General features: G+C 43.8%; 19 protein-coding genes. 10 read left to right on the top strand and 9 right to left on the bottom strand.

Annotated features, from left to right (window positions below):
- Nucleotides 1–100: 100 nt before the first annotated feature.
- Nucleotides 101–289 carry a hypothetical protein gene (locus FC093_RS01285; protein WP_137259926.1) on the bottom strand — a complete coding sequence of 63 codons (189 nt, stop codon included), beginning with the start codon at nt 287–289 and terminating at the stop codon, nt 101–103.
- 335 nt (nt 290–624) lie between these two features.
- Between FC093_RS01285 and FC093_RS01280 the strand changes: the two genes are divergently transcribed.
- Nucleotides 625–1,122 carry a hypothetical protein gene (locus tag FC093_RS01280; RefSeq protein WP_137259925.1) on the top strand — a complete coding sequence of 166 codons (498 nt, stop codon included), beginning with the start codon at nt 625–627 and terminating at the stop codon, nt 1,120–1,122.
- Nucleotides 1,123–1,179: 57 nt separating this feature from the next.
- On the opposite strand, the gene FC093_RS01275 is transcribed toward FC093_RS01280, so the two are convergent.
- From FC093_RS01275 to FC093_RS01250, 6 genes are all read right to left on the bottom strand, one after another.
- Nucleotides 1,180–1,812, bottom strand: a complete 633-nt coding sequence (locus tag FC093_RS01275; RefSeq protein ID WP_137259924.1) for an alpha/beta hydrolase — start codon at nt 1,810–1,812, stop codon at nt 1,180–1,182.
- Between the two features lie 93 nt (nt 1,813–1,905).
- Nucleotides 1,906–2,913, bottom strand: a complete 1,008-nt coding sequence (locus tag FC093_RS01270) for a vWA domain-containing protein (RefSeq protein WP_137259923.1) — start codon at nt 2,911–2,913, stop codon at nt 1,906–1,908.
- Nucleotides 2,885–3,967, bottom strand: coding sequence for a protein BatD (locus tag FC093_RS01265; protein ID WP_137259922.1), 1,083 nt, complete (start codon nt 3,965–3,967; stop codon nt 2,885–2,887). Before FC093_RS01265 ends, FC093_RS01270 begins: the two co-directional genes overlap by 29 nt.
- Nucleotides 3,964–4,893: a DUF58 domain-containing protein gene (locus FC093_RS01260; RefSeq protein ID WP_170970955.1), complete on the bottom strand. Its 930-nt coding sequence runs from the start codon at nt 4,891–4,893 to the stop codon at nt 3,964–3,966. The genes FC093_RS01265 and FC093_RS01260 overlap by 4 nt, the downstream gene beginning before the upstream one ends.
- Nucleotides 4,883–5,242 (bottom strand): endonuclease domain-containing protein, encoded by a 360-nt coding sequence (locus FC093_RS01255; RefSeq protein ID WP_137259921.1) that lies wholly within the window; start codon nt 5,240–5,242, stop codon nt 4,883–4,885. Before FC093_RS01255 ends, FC093_RS01260 begins: the two co-directional genes overlap by 11 nt.
- Nucleotides 5,243–5,376: 134 nt before the next feature.
- Nucleotides 5,377–6,375 carry an AAA family ATPase gene (locus tag FC093_RS01250; RefSeq protein ID WP_137259920.1) on the bottom strand — a complete coding sequence of 333 codons (999 nt, stop codon included), beginning with the start codon at nt 6,373–6,375 and terminating at the stop codon, nt 5,377–5,379.
- Nucleotides 6,376–6,669: 294 nt separating this feature from the next.
- Between FC093_RS01250 and FC093_RS01245 the strand changes: the two genes are divergently transcribed.
- Nucleotides 6,670–7,128: a hypothetical protein gene (locus tag FC093_RS01245; RefSeq protein WP_137259919.1), complete on the top strand. Its 459-nt coding sequence runs from the start codon at nt 6,670–6,672 to the stop codon at nt 7,126–7,128.
- A gap of 153 nt (nt 7,129–7,281) precedes the next feature.
- On the top strand, nt 7,282–7,926 hold the full coding sequence (gene pdxH / locus FC093_RS01240) for a pyridoxamine 5'-phosphate oxidase (RefSeq protein ID WP_137259918.1): 645 nt from the start codon (nt 7,282–7,284) through the stop codon (nt 7,924–7,926).
- A gap of 72 nt (nt 7,927–7,998) precedes the next feature.
- Here the strand turns inward: pdxH and FC093_RS01235 are convergent, their stop codons facing one another.
- Both FC093_RS01235 and FC093_RS01230 read right to left on the bottom strand, forming a co-directional pair.
- A complete protein-coding gene (locus FC093_RS01235) occupies nt 7,999–8,115 on the bottom strand; it encodes a 30S ribosomal protein THX (protein WP_137259917.1) in 117 nt (38 codons plus the stop codon).
- A 110-nt stretch (nt 8,116–8,225) separates the two neighbouring features.
- On the bottom strand, nt 8,226–8,495 hold the full coding sequence (locus FC093_RS01230; RefSeq protein ID WP_137259916.1) for an HU family DNA-binding protein: 270 nt from the start codon (nt 8,493–8,495) through the stop codon (nt 8,226–8,228).
- Nucleotides 8,496–8,821: 326 nt separating this feature from the next.
- Between FC093_RS01230 and FC093_RS01225 the strand changes: the two genes are divergently transcribed.
- The 7 genes from FC093_RS01225 (at nt 8,822) to FC093_RS01195 (ending at nt 17,891) form a co-directional block, all read left to right on the top strand.
- Nucleotides 8,822–9,076 carry a DUF4834 family protein gene (locus FC093_RS01225; protein WP_137259915.1) on the top strand — a complete coding sequence of 85 codons (255 nt, stop codon included), beginning with the start codon at nt 8,822–8,824 and terminating at the stop codon, nt 9,074–9,076.
- Nucleotides 9,077–9,365: 289 nt separating this feature from the next.
- Nucleotides 9,366–9,848, top strand: a complete 483-nt coding sequence (gene moaC, locus FC093_RS01220) for a cyclic pyranopterin monophosphate synthase MoaC (protein WP_137259914.1) — start codon at nt 9,366–9,368, stop codon at nt 9,846–9,848.
- Nucleotides 9,829–10,995, top strand: coding sequence for an NTP transferase domain-containing protein (locus FC093_RS01215; protein ID WP_137259913.1), 1,167 nt, complete (start codon nt 9,829–9,831; stop codon nt 10,993–10,995). Before moaC ends, FC093_RS01215 begins: the two co-directional genes overlap by 20 nt.
- Nucleotides 10,996–11,209: 214 nt before the next feature.
- On the top strand, nt 11,210–11,830 hold the full coding sequence (locus FC093_RS01210) for a (2Fe-2S)-binding protein (protein WP_137259912.1): 621 nt from the start codon (nt 11,210–11,212) through the stop codon (nt 11,828–11,830).
- Complete coding sequence (locus FC093_RS01205; RefSeq protein WP_137259911.1) at nt 11,827–12,816, top strand: FAD binding domain-containing protein; 990 nt, start codon at nt 11,827–11,829, stop codon at nt 12,814–12,816. Before FC093_RS01210 ends, FC093_RS01205 begins: the two co-directional genes overlap by 4 nt.
- 157 nt (nt 12,817–12,973) lie before the next feature.
- Nucleotides 12,974–15,187, top strand: coding sequence for a xanthine dehydrogenase family protein molybdopterin-binding subunit (locus tag FC093_RS01200; RefSeq protein ID WP_137259910.1), 2,214 nt, complete (start codon nt 12,974–12,976; stop codon nt 15,185–15,187).
- A gap of 463 nt (nt 15,188–15,650) precedes the next feature.
- On the top strand, nt 15,651–17,891 hold the full coding sequence (locus tag FC093_RS01195; protein WP_137259909.1) for a xanthine dehydrogenase family protein molybdopterin-binding subunit: 2,241 nt from the start codon (nt 15,651–15,653) through the stop codon (nt 17,889–17,891).
- The last annotated feature ends 21 nt before the right edge of the window (nt 17,892–17,912 follow it).

Below are 17,912 nucleotides of genomic sequence, written 5' to 3'. Positions count from 1 at the left end.
GAAGATATGGCAATAGCTATACGTCAGCCGAATATAGTACAAAAGATTAATTGAATTACAAAAGCTGAATGACTTGAATCAGCGAACTTTTTGCCAAACTTTATGTTTCCCGATAGTTTTCACCATCCGGCCAGAATGTTCTTTCAAATTCGTTATCATATCTAAAGTCATTACCTGTTACTTCATAGAGCAAAACTTCAGGCTCGCTAAAGTCCCATGAATAGATGTTGTTACCAAATGTTATTTGCTTACCATTATAGTCAAAAGCAATTCTGTTCTTTCCATGCATATTGTTAATAACCTGCTGCGTTTGAAAGCCTGACTAATCAAAGCTATAACCACTTAATGGATGCTTGAGCAACGAAATTTTAGTTGAATGCCGGAAGTTGAATATTTTTTATACATCAAAGCTTTGTTTTCGACTGCTGTAAAGTCCTTGTTAAGCTACTGATTGCAGGTAAGCAACCACTTTGGGTATTGTAAAATGCAGCAGCACATCTTGCTTTTATAAAAGAAGGGGATAGCACTAAATTATTATCTCAATATATGGTAATAGTTGTGGCCAAAATAAATGTATGACATTGTGAGGGAAATCTCTGGTACCAAATATGCAAAGTTAATAGCATGAAAGCTTTTTTATACATCTTACCAATAACCACATTTTTTGCAGTAGCCTGCAGAGACAGCAATTCGCCCTCCGTAACGGCAATTATCGACAGCACCGCCCGGAACGATGCAGTAGTAACCGACACCAAAGGACCGGATACTTTAGCCAATATGGATACTACCAAACTGGTGGTGGATTCTGCCGTAAACATTACCATCAACGGAACAGCATTGCAACGAAGCCGGAATGTGGTGTATCATGCTTTATATTACAACTGGTTACATGCTTACACCTTGGTGCGCCGTGTGCCGGCTACTTTGCACATCACCTATATAGGTACGGTAATGATGGGCGCCCGGGGCGATATTATGGACGAAGTACTGAAAGCACAAAACGATATGAAAAATTATATAGCAAAAGATAAATACCGGAAGCCTTATGATTCATTAAGCCCTGATGAGCAAGCCCGGATGCAACAGCATTATGCCATTTTGTTTCAGCAGGAGTTTTGGTAAAAGATGAGACTAATTTATTGCTTGATGCCATTCATACACGGCCCCTATTAATGTACTTTATTGATAGTTTCCATTTGCCCATTGAATCGCAGGCTCCAGCCACACTGGTAAAGGCTTATAAATAAACCCGTGTTTAAGTCTGGTATTCAACGCTATTTCTTTGTAATGTGGAATAGCCCCGGATGTGTTGTTTTTAAACTCGGCACAGGAATGTCCTATATCATCACTTTTTTCATAGACGGATAAAATGTTGCCACAAAACTGCAGATCCGGAAAGGCTTGCAGCATACTTTTATTACAACCTGCCAGTAATACAAAATTTACCTCTTTATTATTCAGGTAAGAAGAAACAAGCATTGCAATAACAGCACCTTTGGAAGCACCCACAACAGTTATATTATTAGCATTCACTCCCCCTTTTATCAAACTATCAATCTGATTAACCACTTTTTGAGCGTACTCAACAACGTCTGTATTCTGTTGCCTTACTTCACTCAAAACTGTAAAATTTGCTTTTGCAAAAGCATTCAGTATGTCTTCATATTGATAAGCTCCAAATCCGTTGATTGTATCAACTGCATGTACACCCTGGTCTTCTATAATTTTCCCATGTAAATAAAACAGGTATCGTTGCCCAAAAATCATAGCGGAAGGAATGAGGGTGAGTAGAATAATAGCAAATAATCGCATGTGATGGTAATTTCTAAAACTAATGATAGGTTAGAAAAACACCAGGTAAAATTACTAATAACTTTCTGCTACTGTAATATTTTATTATTTCCCTTACGGAAACTTCCTGAACACTGTATATCTCAAACTAATCTCCAGCAGCAGCACACTCAATCCGGCTATCAGCCACGGCAAGTATTTATCGGTAAAACGATTATACGTGGTTACTTCAATCTTCGATTTTTCCAATTGGTTGATACTGGCATAAATCTTTTGCAATGCATCTTTATCCGTAGCATGAAAGTATTGTCCGCCGGTAGTTTCTGCCAGATTTTTCAATAAAGCTTCGTTGTACTCCAGCTTTTTGGTTTGTGTCATAGGTCCAAAGGGCGAGTCAACGGTTTGCTGTATTTCCCTTTCACTGCCAATACCAATGGTATATACTTTTATGCCGTATTGCTTTGCCATATCGCGGGCAATGTCCGGTGGTATGGTGCCGCCAAAGTCCACCCCATCGGTAAGCAGAATAATAATTTTTGTTTTCGTTTTGTTATTGCGCAGCCGGTCCACACTTGTAGCCAGCCCCGAGCCAATTGCTGTGCCTTCATCGTTTAAATACCCGCTTTGTATATTATTAATTTGCGTAAGCACCGCATTATGGTCGGTAGTTATAGGGCAAAGTGTAAAAGAAATACTGCTGAAAATAGTAATGCCAATACGGTCGCCGGGGCGCTGCTGTACAAAGTCGGCGGCTACATCTTTAGCTGCTTCCAGGCGGTTGGGCAAAAAATCCTTTTCGGTCATGCTGCCGCTGATGTCGAAGCACAAAATAATGTCTATGCCTTCACCTGTTGTTTCACTTTCGGTAAAGCGCTGTTGTGGTCGGGCAAGCGCTACAACCAGGCATATCAATGCCAGGCAACGCAGCATAAACGGCACGTGCAACAGGAGTGTTTTATAGCTGCGTGCATTGCCTACAAAGTGGGTGGTAGTTACCAGCATAGATGCCTGCTGCCGGTTATGTCTAAGGCTGTATTCATATATCAATGCTGGTATAAGAATAAGCAGCGTAAATACCCAGGGATAAGCAAATTCAATATTTTGAAACCAGTGATTGAGCATGTTGTTGTGTAGTACGTTGCAGTTGATAATGTATATATTGAACAGTTGCCTTTGCCGTGTTGATACTTTCGGTTTGCTGTGCTGCCGGCGGTGTATATTTTGCAAACTTTACTGCATTTATCAATCGTAACAATTGATAAAATGTAATGCGAACATCCTGTTGTTGCAGGTAAACATTTAGTTGCTGTGTCAGTTCATCCTGCGTAAGGTGTAAGGCACGTATGTACAATTGTTCCTGCAAATACTGGCGGCATATAGCATCCAGCTTTGCATAAAAAATGGTTGCAGGTAAATTTTCCTTTTGCAAAGCTTCTAATTTGGCAATAGTTTCTTCAAAAAGCGAAGGCTTTACGGTAAGTTGTTTTACGGCAGGTTGTTTCTTTTTTCTTTTGGTTAAATAATAAATGAAGATTGCCATTGCAAGCAAAATGATTGCAAAAATGGCAACGCGCCACCAGTTGGTTTTTACTTCCACCGGAATGATGTCCTTCATCTCGTGATATTGCTTCAGGTTGCTTACATCTACCGGCAATACTTCTATGGCAAACGAATCGGTAATTAAAACAGTATTGCTGTTTTGCAAATTCAACTGCATTGCCGGCAATACCCATTTACCTGAATCGAAAGAAGTAATAGTGAAATTTTGCATGTAGGTAGTGCTGCCATCTACATCCAGCGTGTCAACAGGCGAGCGCTTTACTACTTCCAGATGATTGATGGTATCGGGCAGGTTAAACCACATAACGATAGGGTTGTCCCCTGTACGAATTCCCTCTGCTTTCAACTGTAGCGTAATTTGTTCACCAATCAATATCTTATCACGGTCAATAGAGGCAGAGACCTGCTGGGCAGAAGCAAGGGAAAGAAAGAAGAAGCTACAGGCTACAAGTGGCAAGCTGCGGGTGATAAGCCTTGAAGTGCGGGTTGTGAGCCGAAGGCAAAAAGCATACAATAGCAAGCCTGTAGCTAATGCTTTATAACTTACAATTTGCCTTTTATTGCCTGCCGCCTGCTGCTTATTGCTTGTGTCTTGTAGCTGCCCTCTCCTTCTCATGCTCTCCTGATAAAGAATTGTTGTAACACTTTTACATAATCTTCGCCGGTAGCAATTTGCAGCAAGTCGGCACCGGCATTCCGAAAGGTGAGTTTTGCATCATCTATTATCTGGTGAAACTGCTTGTTGTATTGAAATCTTGTGTACGTATCGTTGGTATCGAGCCATACGGTTTTACCGGTTTCGGCATCGCGCACCTGTATCAAGCCTATGCGCGGCAGTTCTCTATCTCTTTTGTCATACACCTGTATGCCTACTACATCGTGCCGCCGTGCCGTTACGCGTAATACATCTTTATAACCCGCATCGGCAAAATCGCTCATGATAAATACAATACTTTTGTGCCTCGTAATATTATTTAAAAAACGGATGGCTTTTACAATATCAGTACTAGCAGAATGTGGCTGAAACGTAAGCAACTCGCGCACCATATACAGTACATGGTCGCGACCTCCTTTTGCCGGAATAAATTTTTCTACTTTATCGCTAAAAAAAATCAGTCCTGCCTTATCGTTATTGCTGATGGCTGAAAAAGCCAGCACCGCGCCTATTTCCGTAATCAAATCCCTTTTTGTTTGCCTGAACGTACCAAACAAACTGCTGGCACTTACATCTATCAATAAGTACACGCTCAGTTCCCGCTCTTCTTCAAATAATTTACTGTAGGTATGTCCCATGCGCGCCGATACATTCCACTCTATAAAGCGGATGTCGTCGCCCGGCTGGTACTCGCGCACTTCTTTAAAAGACATGCCCTTGCCTTTAAAAGCCGTATGATATTCGCCCGTAAATAAATGATTGGTGAGCCGCTTGCTGATGATTTCCAGCTCGCGCACTTTCTTGAGAAGCGAAGTGATACCATCATGCCCCCCCGCCCCTGAAGGGGAGCTTGTAGCTGCTGAGGTGGAAGGGGAGTTATTGTTCATGTTGAATGATTTGTTTTATTTGATTGAGTACACTTTCTAAATTATTCATTACTTTTTCATTCTTAAAACGAAAGCTTTTTAAGCCTAAGTTTTTTAAGTGATTTTCTCTGATTGCATCATCACGTTTTACATCTTCTGATTCATGTATGCTGCCATCAACTTCTATGATAAGCTTTAGCTGATGACAATAAAAATCTGCCACATACATAAAGATGGGATGCTGTCTTCTAAACTTATAACCCCATTCATTTGTTTTTAAATAATTCCACAACAACTCCTCTGCATGTGTCATTTTATTTCTCAAATCTTCCGCTTTCTTAAATATCAGAGGATGAGCACCATAGTGCATGCCCCCAAAGCCCCAGCCCCGGAAGGGGAGTATTGAAAGTGATTTGGTATAAAGAATGATTTCATGTAGTTAAAGTTTAACTTGTTTGGCTGTATCTAAGCTCCCTTTAGGGCTGGGGGCTGCTTCTCCCCTCCCTACGGCACTTGCACCACTCTCAAAATATCATCTATTAATTGCTCGGCTTTAATATTTTCAGCTTCTGCCTCGTAGGTAAGTCCAATGCGGTGGCGCAGTACATCTTTGCAAATAGCTTTTATATCATCGGGTATTACAAAGCCGCGACGCTCCATAAACGCATGGGCTTTGGCAGCCAAAGCAAGGTTGATGCTGGCCCGTGGCGAGCCGCCATAGCTTATCAGATTCTTCATTTTGCTAAGTCCATATTCATCCGGATAGCGCGTGGCAAATACAATATCAATAATGTATTTTTCTATCTTCTCATCCATATAAATTTTTCTGGTAAGATCTCTTCCCGCAATAATTTGCTGCAAATTAATAGCCGCTTTTACCTGTGGTGCGTCAACGCCCTGTACCTGCTGGCGTATGATGATTTGCTCTTCCTGCTTATCGGGATAACCTACCACTACTTTCAGCATAAAGCGGTCTACCTGCGCTTCGGGCAGCGGATAGGTGCCCTCCTGCTCCAGCGGGTTTTGCGTAGCCAATACCAAAAAAGGCTCTTCCAGTTTAAAGGTGGTTTCGCCAATGGTAACCTGCCGTTCCTGCATCGCTTCCAGCAAGGCACTTTGCACTTTGGCAGGTGCGCGGTTAATTTCATCTGCAAGAATAAAGTTGGCAAAAATGGGACCCTTACGCACCGTAAACTCATTACGCTGCTGGTTGTAAATAACGGTACCCACTACATCGGCAGGCAACAGATCGGGCGTAAATTGTATCCGGCTGAATTTTGCCTGTACCGCCTGCGCCAGCGATTTGATGGTGAGTGTTTTAGCCAGCCCCGGCACGCCCTCGAGCAGCACATGTCCGTTGCTGAGCAGCCCGATAAGCAGCCGGTCAACCATGTATTGCTGACCAATAATTACTTTTTTAAGTTCGTGCCTGAGTATATCTATAAATGTTGCCTGCTGCGCAATAGATTCATTCAGCAGGCGGATGTCTTCGCCGGTTTGCATGTCCTCTTTATAATAAATTGTTGCGCGTGAAAATACAAACTATGTACGCAGCAACAGCTAAAAAATGATACCAGGCTTTCCCAAGGGCAGAATTTAACGGTGAGTTAGGGATAACTGATAGGAAAGTAATAACAGCTAAATACAACGATGCTGATCAGACTAATAGTGCTGATGTTCATTTTTTTATAAACTATTCCTCTGCAAAAAACCATAAAAAAATTTTTCTTAGCAGGCAACATTTGCGATTTGTGCAGCCTCTATTATGCACAACACTAAAAAATACCATTCTGTTTTATGAAAAAAGCCCTGTTTTTTGCATTTGCTGTCATTGTTATTGCAGCCACTATTGCTGGTTGCGATAAAACGCACAACCTTCCTACACCACATAATATTAACCTGAGCAACAAGCCACTGCCCGAAGTGCGGGCTATCCTGAATGGCAAATGGCAACTGCATTTTCTGAAAGGGGGCTTTTGCGGCATGTGCGAATACCAGCGCTTCAACGAATTTTATACGTTCAGCCAGGCCAGCAGCCATATTAAATGGACAATTGACAAGACCATTTGGGCAGATACCAGTATTACTTGGTTTAAGCAGGAATGGATTGGCAAGCAGATAAATGTAATGGAGTTTTTTGCCAACGACCAAATTATGCACCACCTGTCGCCCGACCGCATTTATAGTGATACTTTAGTGATGTACGAGCCCGGCTACGATGGCATGAGCTACTATTTTACCAAAGTGAAAGAGTAGTAATAGTAATAATAATTTACAATCCTCCTTATAAACGTGTGAGCCCAAAGTGTAAGCTTTGGGTTTTTTGTTGCACGTATCTTTGCTGCAGGCTCATAATAACCAATTTACCCGTTAGCAGCCTGCTTAATTACAATAATCATCACACCAACTATGAACGAACAAATTGCTGCATTGCGCAAAGATTACCGCCTAAAAACATTGAACGAAGAAGATGTTGCTACTACCGCTATACAGCAGTTCGGCCGCTGGTGGACAGAAGCAGTAACCAGCGAGATAGATGAAGTAAATGCCATGACACTTGCCACGGCAACGCCAAATGGCATACCATCGGCAAGAATTGTATTGCTTAAAAGTTTCGATGAAACAGGCTTTACTTTTTTTACCAATTACAATAGTGTCAAAGGCAAAATGCTGGAAGCAAACGCCAAAGCAGCACTGGTATTTTTTTGGAAAGAACTGGAACGGCAGGTACGCATAGAAGGCGATGTAGTAAAACTAAGCAGTGAAGAAAGCGACACGTACTTTAACTCGCGGCCGGTAGGCAGCCGTATTGGTGCCTGGGCATCGCCGCAAAGCGCAGTAATACCCAGCCGGCATGTACTGGAAGAAAATGTAGAGCAATATGTGGCGCAGTTTAAAGAAGGCATACCCCGCCCGCCGCACTGGGGCGGTTATATAGTGAAGCCTTTAAAAGTAGAGTTTTGGCAGGGGCGCAGTAACCGGCTGCACGATAGAATATTGTACACACTACAGCCTGGTAATAATACCTGGAAAGTAGAACGGCTGGCGCCATAAACAAAAGCTGATACACTGGTAAGCATTGCTTTTGTACAATGTTTACCAGCCTTCATATCAACTTAAAAAATGCTAAGCTTCTTTTTTTGCAGCGTCTGTGGCTTTCTTAGCACGACGTGCCGGACGGCTCTTGCCAAAAGAGCCTTTAAAGATTTTACCTTTCTTCGTCTTTTTATCACCTCTTCCCATAGTATTGTTTATTTATTTGTTACAAAGTTGAATAAATTATAGCAGGTAGTACAACAAAAAAGCAGAAGGGTGCTTGCCTCTGCTTTTCAGGTGTATTACTAAAACTATTTTTAGATTTTTGCAGAAAGTTCTTTACCGGCTTTAAAACGGGCAACTTTCTTCGCCTTTATTTTAATGGATTCACCGGTTTGCGGGTTGCGTCCGGTGCGTGCCTGGCGCTTGCTCACCGAGAAAGTACCAAAACCAACCAGTGTTACTTTATCGCCGCTCTTTAAAGTTTTGGTTACGGCATCTACAAAAGAGTCGAGTGCATCGTTAGCCTGTGTTTTAGAGATGCCTGCATCCTCAGCTATTTTGGCAACCAATTCAGCTTTGTTCATAATCGTTTTTTTGTTGTTTATAAATTAATGGTCGCAAATTTATTAGCTTTTGCGAAGCAGCAAAATAAATTTTCTCATCCTTAACTGTATTATAAACTGCTGAAAGCCTTATCCTGCCTGCATTTGCGCCGGCAGCACTTCATTATTGCAGCTTGCAGCAGCCGCATATAGGCGTGCAATTTTACAGCAAATTATAGTCATATCCGGAGCGATAAAAGACGCCTAACTAAATAACTATCAGCTATTTACCTGCTTTCTGTTAAGGTTTGCAGAAATCAAAATATTAATACCCCGTCAACCTGTAATGTAAGTATCTTTGCCCCATTATGAAACTTGGTGAATTAATTTTTATCATCTTTATTTTATACCTGCTGTACAAGCTGGTGTATAACGTAATTGTACCGGTGTCAAAGGCTACTACAACAGTACGCAACCGTATGCAGCAAATGCAGCAGGAGCAAATGCGCAATCAGCAAAATTATCAGCAACCGCCCAACAATAGCTATACTGCTTCGGCTGGCAAACGCCACGACAGTACCACTACCGATGGCGAGTATATAGATTTTGAGGAAGTAAAGTAATCCGTTATTTATATCTGCTTTAAATATTATTTATATAAATAAATGCCGCCGTAACAAGCGGCATTCTTGTTTACGCAAGTTTTATGTACGGAGTTTCTTAACGAGTAAAACCTGTTTACGCCAGGCCTGTGATATTCAATACTAAACCCGGTGCCTACCCCATGTCTTTACTCCTGTTATTCTGTGGTTGAAAAGATAGTGGATAAACTCTGGTATTGTACTGGATTCTATTTTCCTTGCTTTAAAAACGATACAAATCCGGAACTTTGCCATTAGCAACGCAAAATTTATGAGCGAACCTTCTCTCTCACATATAGACGCTAATGGAAACGCTGCTATGGTGGATGTAAGCGATAAACAAATCACCAAGCGCACCGCTACAGCACAAAGCATTGTGGTGTTGGGTAATGAAATTATGCAGCATTTAGCAGGAAATGAGATTCCCACCAAAAAAGGTCCCGTGTTTCAAACAGCAATCATCGCCGGCACGATGGCTGCAAAAAAGACGTGGGATTTGATTCCGCTTTGTCATCCGTTAGCATTGGAAAATTGCAAGATTACTATTACAATAAATGAAATGAATGAAGTTGTTATCCAATGCACTACCACTATCACGTCCAAAACCGGCGTAGAAATGGAAGCGCTAACTGGTGCATCCGTTGCAGCGCTCACTATTTACGATATGTGTAAGGCCATGAGCCATGCCATTGTAATAAAAGAAACCAAACTCATTTCTAAAACCGGAGGTAAAAATGACTTCACCAGCAAATGAACTATATCAGAAACATGCAAAACTTACACGACCAGAAGGAGGTGAATTTGGACGCAACGAATTAAGTATTGTAGGCACTACCTGCGAAAATATACAGCATTTGGCTTATCAGATTATTTCGCAGTTAAACGCCTATAAAATAGCATACGCGGATGCCGATCACAAAAACGCAGAATCGGGTAGGCAACGTATCTCAGCTATTAACAATAACGGTTATGCGGAGTATATCAATAAAATTTTTTTTACCCGTTTAGACATTAATAAGCAACCCAATGTTTTTCAAAAAAGGGCAATGCTCAACGATTGTGATCTGGTGCTGATTAACGGTAATCACTTTGCTGCATCTAAGCAAATCCTGGTGTTAGACCCGGCCAAATCATTGCAAAACAAATTAGAGAAGCTCACCAATGTGCAGCTCATTTTGTTAAAAGGTTATACCGGAGCCATTCCTGATTACATCACCAATCATTTGCCTGGTTTTTCTTCCATTCCGGTGCTTTCGTTCAACGATACGTATGCGATTATTGCTTTTGTATCCGGCTTTCTGCAGCAGCAAATACCCGCTATCAATGGCTTGGTGTTGTCTGGCGGAAAGAGCACACGCATGGGCAGCGATAAGGGTGAGATACAATATCACGGCACTACACAGCGCCGGCATGTGTTCAACTTATTAGCTGCTCATTGCAAAGAGGTGTTTGTTTCCTGCAATGGGGAGCAGGCAAAAACCATTGCTGATTTACCCATTATACAAGATAGTTTTTTAGGTTTAGGACCTTTAGGCGGCATATTATCCGCTTTTCAGCAGAATCCGAATGTAGCATGGCTCACCGTCGCCTGCGATTTACCTTTACTCTCAACAGATATTATTCAGTATCTTATTAATAGTCGCAATCCTTCCAAAATGGCTACCGCCTTCTTAGATGCTGAAGGTGTATTTCCTGAACCACTGGTGACTATCTGGGAGCCGCGTGCTTATCCTGTTTTATTACAATTTTTAAGTCAGGGATACAGCTGTCCACGCAAAGCACTCATCAACTCCGATGTAAAAATTTTAAAAGCGCCCGACGCATTCGCCTTTAAAAATGTCAATACTACAGAAGAATACAACGAAGCACTAACTATTCTTCACAACAAGCATAATTCTTGATGCTTTTATTTGCAATTTCCATATTTTAGTAGTGTTATTAATGGTTGCTGTTTTTAGTTCATTCTGGTGTGTCCAAATGGCACACAGTTAAGCAACATTACACTTTACACATTAAATTGTAAACAACCACACCTGTAAACATTAAGTCCTCTATGTTTTCTGTGTCTCTGTCTATCGGCAGGCAGGTCTGTGGTTCAAAAACAAAACGCTGATCATGAACGAACAAGAGCCTTTTTGTCCCAACGAATCGCGGCGTAGCTTTCTTAAAAAATCAACCGTTATTACAGCGGTTGCGCTCACCCCGGCTGCCGCCATCAATGCCGCCAACAACCACTGGGATGAGCATATTGCTGCTGCTATAGAAAATGTATCGCTCAGTGTAGAAATTAATGGTACCAGGCACACGATGGACATTGATCCACGCACTTCGCTGCTCGATTTGCTACGTGAAAATCTGCACCTTACCGGCACCAAAAAAGGTTGCGATTATGGTCAGTGCGGCGCCTGTACCGTGCATGTTAATGGTGAGCGCGTCCTGTCTTGTCTTACGCTTGCCGCTACTACCGATGGCAGCAAAGTTACTACCATTGAAGGTTTGGCGAATGGTGATGAATTGCACCCGATGCAAGCTGCTTTCATTAAGCATGATGGCTTCCAGTGTGGCTATTGCACACCGGGACAAATCATGAGTGCGGTGGCTTGTATTCGCGAAGGACATGCCAGCAGCCGCGATCAGATACGCGAGTATATGAGTGGCAATATCTGCCGTTGCGGTGCTTATCCAAATATTGTTGACGCCATAGAAGAAGTACAAAAAGGAGGGCAAAAAGTATGAACCTGTTTCAATATGTTCGCCCTGCCGAACAAAAAACCGCTATCGCAGCCGTTGCTGCCGAGCCAACTGCCAGGTTCTTAGGTGGCGGCACTAATTTGCTTGATCTCATGAAGCGCCACATTATGCAGCCCGAAAAGCTCGTGGATGTTACGCGCCTGCCACTCAAAGGCATTACGCAGCAAGGCAATATCATTCGCATTGGCGCACTCACACGCAATACCGAAATAGCCGAAGACAAAACCATTTTGCAAAACCTGCCCCTTTTAGCAATGGCTATCAATGCCGGCGCATCGGCACAAATACGCAACATGGCAACCACAGGCGGCAACCTGTTGCAACGTACACGATGCCCTTATTTTTACGATACCGCCATGCCCTGCAACAAACGCGAGCCAGGTACCGGATGCGGCGCCTTGGAAGGCTTCAACCGCATGCATGCCATCTTTGGTTTTAGTGATAAATGTATTGCCGTAAACCCCAGCGACATGAATGTGGCATTGCGTGCTTTGGATGCAACCGTTGTTGTAAACGGTCCTAAGGGCGAGCGTAAAATTCCAATAGCCGATTTTCACCGCCTGCCCGGCGATACACCGGAGAAAGACACCAACTTGGATAAAAATGAATTGATAACGGCGGTTACTATTCCCATTTCGCCATTCAGTAAAAATGCGTATTACTTAAAAGTGCGCGACCGCAATTCGTATGCTTTTGCGCTCGTATCGGTAGCTGCCGCACTAAATATGGACGGCAATACCATAAAAGAAGCAAGGCTCGCAATGGGTGGCGTAGCACACAAGCCCTGGCGGTTAACTGATGCAGAAACCTTCTTAAAAAGTAAAACAGCAACGGAAGAAAACTTTCAACAGGCAGCGCAAATAGCCTTTCAGGGAGCAAAGGCATTTAAGCATAATCAATATAAGTTAAAGCTTGGGCCCAATACCATTGTACAGGCATTGAGTGTAGCATCGGGATTGAAGAGCGTGTAAGATTTTTCTTTGAACCAAAAAAGCACAAAAAAGAAGAAGTTACACAAAGAGTTTTTACGCTTATTTTTCTTAGTGAACCTTTGTGTTTTTTGTCTTCATGGTTCAATAATCCATTGTATTCCATTCAAACATTCACCCTTTTATACCACATTCAGCTATGGGCGATGACATAAAAATGGCAGGACAGCCGCTAAGTCGCGTAGATGGTAAGCTAAAGGTCACCGGCGCTGCCAAATACGCTGCTGAGTACATTATTCCCAACTTAGCTTATGGTGTGCTGGCATCGGGCGCTATTGCACGCGGCCGCATCAAAAGTATAGATACGGCTGCGGCAGAAAAAGCACCCGGCGTCATTGCCATTATTACCCATTTAAATGCACCCAAACCACCCGGCTACTTTGGTGGCAAAGAAAGCAGCGACCCGAGAACCGAAGGCGGGGAATACCGCGTGTTTTATAACGATGTTATTTTATACAGTGGCCAGCCGGTAGCCTTAGCTATTGCGGACACCTTTGAGCGGGCACGGTATGCAGCATCCCTCGTAAAAGTGCAGTATGTAAAAGAGCCGCCCCAAACAGACATGCTGTCGAATATGGATAAAGCTGTTGTACCAAAAGAGTCAGATCCGGATTACAATCGTGGTGATAAAAATGCTTTCGATAATGCTGCTTTCACTTTTGAACAGGAATATCAAACGCAGCTGCAGGTGCACAACCCAATGGAGCCGCACGCGGCGATTGCTGTTTGGGAAGGAGCTGATGCCATTACGGTTTACAACAAAACCCAATCGTCGCCCATAGCACAGGAAGATATAGCCAAAGCCTGGAAACTTCAGAAAGAAAACGTGCATATTGTATCCAAATTTGTAGGAGGTGCATTTGGTGGTGCATCGCGGGTATGGCCGGAGGAAATGGCAGCTACCATTGGTGCCAAAAAGATTGGCAGACCATTAAAAGTAGTATTCAACCGCGACCAGCTATTCAACATGGTAGGTTATCGTCCGCAATCGCTTCAAAAAATAAAATTAGGTGCTGATAAAGACGGTAAACTCATCGGTATACACCATGAAGCGTATGGTAACACTTCCACATATGAGCAGTTCACCGCTAACATGACCTCTCTTACACAGGCATTGTATGCTTGTGATAATGTGAGCACGCTATACCGGCTGGTACCCCTGGATGTAAGCACGCCTTGCTGGACGCGTGCACCCGGCGAAGCGCCCGGATCTTTTGCTTTGGAATCAGCGCTCGATGAGCTTTCTTATACACTAAAAATAGATCCGCTGGAGCTGCGCAAAAGAAATTATGCTGCGCAAAACCCTGATACCAAACAGCCCTGGAGTACCAAATTTTTAAACGAATGCTACGAGCGTGGTGCAGCACAGTTTGGCTGGGAAAAGCGTAACCCTCAACCGCGCTCCACAACCAACGGCAATTGGCTGATTGGTTATGGTATGGCAACGGGCATTTACGGCGCCTGGCGAGCACCTTCGTCTGCGAGAGCAGTGCTTAATAGCGACGGTACGCTGGTAGTACAAAGCGCGACGGCAGATGTAGGCGTAGGTACCGCTACCATCATGAGCCAGATAGCGGCGGATGCAACGGGTATCCCGGTGGAAAAAATAAAATTTGAATTGGGCGATTCGCGCCTGCCCCCTGCTATTGGGCAGTTTGGCTCATTAACGACTACTTCTGTTGGTTCGGCGGTGAATGATGCGTGCGTGGCATTGAGGCAAAAGGCTATTGAGTATTTAAAGAAGAGTCAATCTTCATTACAAAATACACCTGTTGAAAACTTTGCATTTGGTGATGGAAAGATTAAGACAAAAGATGATGCTGTTAGCATTTCGTATGCAGATCTTTTACAGCAGCAGCATTTGCCTTCTATTGAGGTAACCGTAGATTCCAAAGGCAGCGAAGAAGCAGATAAATACAGCAGTTATTCTTACAACGCCACTTTTGTGGAAGTAGGCGTACATGCGCTCACCAATCAGCTAAAGGTAAACCGTGTAGTCTCGGCAATTGATGCCGGTAAAATCATGAATAAGAAGACGGCACGTAGCCAGGTGTACGGCTCCGTTACCTGGGGTATTGGCATGGCGCTTACAGAAGAATCGGTTATAGACGACCGGTATGGACGTTGGATGGTAAAAGATTTAGCCGATTATCATGTACCGGTCAATGCTGATATTCCTGCAATTGAAGTACTGTTCATTGATAAAAGCGATGATATTCTTACGCCAATCGGCGCAAAAGGTTTGGGTGAAATAGGCATTGTAGGGGTTGCTGCAGCCATCGCCAATGCGGTGTACCATGCTACGGGCAAACGGGTGCGCGATTTGCCTATTACACCAGATAAGCTGGTGTGAGAAGCCGTGCTGCGAGCGGTAGCGAAGCAATCTGTGAGTTGTTTTATTAAGAATCATTATTGATGGCTTCGTTTGAAGTATAACTGTCAGGCTCTTAAACTTGGCAGGTTAGATTATCAGATGGCTCATTTTGATTATACTACCATTCACAGATTATTTCGCTACCGCTCGCAATAACAATAATTGCTCATCTTTCAAACATAGCATTATAGCCTATAAAACTATAAGTTACAAAGCTGTAGTTGCGGAGCGCGTGAGGGATTGGCAGCATCTACCCCGGTGAAGGTTTTGCGCTAAGGCGCTGTGCCGGAGTAGTGCAGAAAGCCCGACCGCACCGCTGAATTATTTTGAAATAATTTTGAAATTGAATGTTTCCGAGCTACGAACTGGCGGTGCGGGCACGTCCAAATCATTATAAAATAACAGGTAAAGAAGAATAAATTGTATTACAAAAAGCTAACCGATGAGTACAAAAAGTAATAAGGTGATTGGAGAGCCGATGAACCGGGTAGATGGCAAGCTGAAGGTAACCGGCGCGGCTACTTACTCGGCAGAATATAAGCTGGCAAATATCGCTTATGCAGTGTTGGTAAGCAGTACCATTACCAAAGGCACTATCAAAAATATAGATACTAAAGCGGCTGAAAACGCGCCGGGCGTTATCGCTGTTATCTCGCACGTAAACTCCATAAAAGTACCGGGCTACCAGGAGCAGCATGGCGAACCCGGACAACCCAAGCCAGCCGGACGTCCCCTGAGAGTATTCTATGATAATAAGGTATATTTCAACGGACAGCCAATTGCTGTAGTAGTTGCCGGCACCTTTGAGCGGGCGCGGTATGCCGCATCGCTGGTGAAGGTGCAATACGATAAGGAAACGCCGCAAACCGCTTTTGAGGAAAATATGAACAAGGCAATTGTGCCGGAGCAGGCAAAGCAAAACCCAAAAGCAGCGGTGGCAGACTACACCCGCGGCACACCGGATGGCTATGCATCGGCGCCGGTAAAGATCGAAACGGAATATTTTCAGCCAACAGAGTTTCACAATCCCATGGAATTGCAAAGCATTATTGCGCATTGGGAAACGGATGACCGGCTTACACTATACGACAAAGTGCAAGGCACACAACCCACACAGCAAAACTTTGCCAGAGAATGGCAGATACCCGTAGAAAACATTAAGGTGATTTCCACTTTTGTAGGCGGCGCTTTTGGCAATGGATTGCGCAATTGGCCGCACGAAACAGCAGCTATTATTGCTGCCAAAATGGTCAACCGCCCGGTAAAGCTCATGCTTACCCGCGAGCAGATGTTTTATATGGTAGGCTATCGCCCGCGCACATGGCAAAAAATAAACATGGGCGCTACACAGGACGGTAAACTGGTAGGCATTACGCACAGCGTAGTGGGACAAACCTCTTCCTATGAACAATTCACCGAAGGTACTTTACAGCAAACACGCACGTTGTACGAATGCCCTAATATAAGCACCCGCTATCGCTTACTGCCGCTGCATGTAAGCACGCCAACGCCCATGCGCGGTCCGGGCGAGGCCACCGGTGCCTGGGCACTGGAATGTGCGATAGACGAAATGGCACATGCCTTAAACATAGACCCTATTGAATTCAGGCTCCGCAACTACCCGGAAAAAGACCCCGATAATGGTAAGCCCTGGAGCAGCAACTACATAAGAGATTGCTACAAAATGGGTGCAGAGGCTATTGGCTGGAAAAACCGAAAACAGCAGCCCGGTATGTTGCGCGATGGCGACTGGCAGATTGGCTATGGTATGGCCATAGGCATGTTTGGTGCCAACCGGCAAGCAGCCAAAGTGCGGGGCAAGTTGTATGGCGATGGCACTGTACTGATGCAATGCGCAGTTACTGATATTGGCCCGGGTACCGGCACCGCTATGACACAGATTGCGGCTGATAACATGAGCCTTCCGGTAGAGAAAGTAACATTCCAGTGGGGCAATTCCGATTTCCCGGAAATGGGTAATCAAGGCGGTTCCAGTACAGTAAACAGTGTAGGTCCGGCTGTGGTGGCTGCCTGCAACAGCATTAAGCAAAAACTGTTGGAAATGGCGGGCAGGAATAAGCAGGAGTTTGCCAATGCGAAAATGGAAGAAGTAATGTTTGAAGAGGGCAAATTATTCCCTAAGGATAAAAGTACCAGCATTGCTTACGAAGATATTTTGAAAGGTGGCGGCGCGAGAGATATTGATGTAATTGAAGGCGCCCGGCCCGGCAGTGAACGGCAGCAATATGCCATGTATGCTTTTTCTATGCACTTTGCCGAAGTGCATGTACATGCAGTAACCGGGCAAACCAAGGTTGCAAAAGTGGTTGCCTGTGCTGACGCCGGCAGGATTATTAATAAAAAAACAGCCGGCAACCAGATGATTGGTGGCGTAAGCGGTGGCATTGGTATGGCGCTGGAAGAGGAAGCTGTAATAGACGACCGTTTTGGCCGCTATATAACAAAAGATCTTGCCGATTATCATGTAGCCGTACATGCTGATGTGCCGAAAGTGGAAGTATTGTTTGTAGATAAACCCGATTTGCTGGTAGATCCGATAGGCTCTAAGGGTTTGGGTGAAATAGCCATTATTGGGGTAGCGCCTGCTATTGCCAATGCTATTTTTAATGCTACCGGAAAAAGAATAAGAGAATTGCCGATAACACCGGATAAGTTGATATAATTTCACCCGGCCTCCCGATTG

The organism is Ilyomonas limi, from assembly GCF_005233845.1.
GTDB classification, from domain to species: Bacteria; Bacteroidota; Bacteroidia; order Chitinophagales; family Chitinophagaceae; genus Ilyomonas; species Ilyomonas limi.
The sequence above is the reverse complement of the archived record's forward strand: the minus strand, read 5'-3'. Positions and strand labels throughout refer to the sequence as shown.

What these genes read in the sequence shown, in the direction of transcription:
- FC093_RS01285 (WP_137259926.1), bottom strand. Translation starts at nt 289, where the DNA reads ATGCATGGAAAGAACAGAATTGCTTTTGACTATAATGGTAAGCAAATA.
- FC093_RS01280 (WP_137259925.1), top strand. Translation starts at nt 625, where the DNA reads ATGAAAGCTTTTTTATACATCTTACCAATAACCACATTTTTTGCAGTA.
- FC093_RS01275 (WP_137259924.1), bottom strand. Translation starts at nt 1,812, where the DNA reads ATGCGATTATTTGCTATTATTCTACTCACCCTCATTCCTTCCGCTATG.
- FC093_RS01270 (WP_137259923.1), bottom strand. Translation starts at nt 2,913, where the DNA reads ATGCTCAATCACTGGTTTCAAAATATTGAATTTGCTTATCCCTGGGTA.
- FC093_RS01265 (WP_137259922.1), bottom strand. Translation starts at nt 3,967, where the DNA reads ATGAGAAGGAGAGGGCAGCTACAAGACACAAGCAATAAGCAGCAGGCG.
- FC093_RS01260 (WP_170970955.1), bottom strand. Translation starts at nt 4,893, where the DNA reads ATGAACAATAACTCCCCTTCCACCTCAGCAGCTACAAGCTCCCCTTCA.
- FC093_RS01255 (WP_137259921.1), bottom strand. Translation starts at nt 5,242, where the DNA reads ATGCACTATGGTGCTCATCCTCTGATATTTAAGAAAGCGGAAGATTTG.
- FC093_RS01250 (WP_137259920.1), bottom strand. Translation starts at nt 6,375, where the DNA reads ATGCAAACCGGCGAAGACATCCGCCTGCTGAATGAATCTATTGCGCAG.
- FC093_RS01245 (WP_137259919.1), top strand. Translation starts at nt 6,670, where the DNA reads ATGAAAAAAGCCCTGTTTTTTGCATTTGCTGTCATTGTTATTGCAGCC.
- pdxH (WP_137259918.1), top strand. Translation starts at nt 7,282, where the DNA reads ATGAACGAACAAATTGCTGCATTGCGCAAAGATTACCGCCTAAAAACA.
- FC093_RS01235 (WP_137259917.1), bottom strand. Translation starts at nt 8,115, where the DNA reads ATGGGAAGAGGTGATAAAAAGACGAAGAAAGGTAAAATCTTTAAAGGC.
- FC093_RS01230 (WP_137259916.1), bottom strand. Translation starts at nt 8,495, where the DNA reads ATGAACAAAGCTGAATTGGTTGCCAAAATAGCTGAGGATGCAGGCATC.
- FC093_RS01225 (WP_137259915.1), top strand. Translation starts at nt 8,822, where the DNA reads ATGAAACTTGGTGAATTAATTTTTATCATCTTTATTTTATACCTGCTG.
- moaC (WP_137259914.1), top strand. Translation starts at nt 9,366, where the DNA reads ATGAGCGAACCTTCTCTCTCACATATAGACGCTAATGGAAACGCTGCT.
- FC093_RS01215 (WP_137259913.1), top strand. Translation starts at nt 9,829, where the DNA reads ATGACTTCACCAGCAAATGAACTATATCAGAAACATGCAAAACTTACA.
- FC093_RS01210 (WP_137259912.1), top strand. Translation starts at nt 11,210, where the DNA reads ATGAACGAACAAGAGCCTTTTTGTCCCAACGAATCGCGGCGTAGCTTT.
- FC093_RS01205 (WP_137259911.1), top strand. Translation starts at nt 11,827, where the DNA reads ATGAACCTGTTTCAATATGTTCGCCCTGCCGAACAAAAAACCGCTATC.
- FC093_RS01200 (WP_137259910.1), top strand. Translation starts at nt 12,974, where the DNA reads ATGGGCGATGACATAAAAATGGCAGGACAGCCGCTAAGTCGCGTAGAT.
- FC093_RS01195 (WP_137259909.1), top strand. Translation starts at nt 15,651, where the DNA reads ATGAGTACAAAAAGTAATAAGGTGATTGGAGAGCCGATGAACCGGGTA.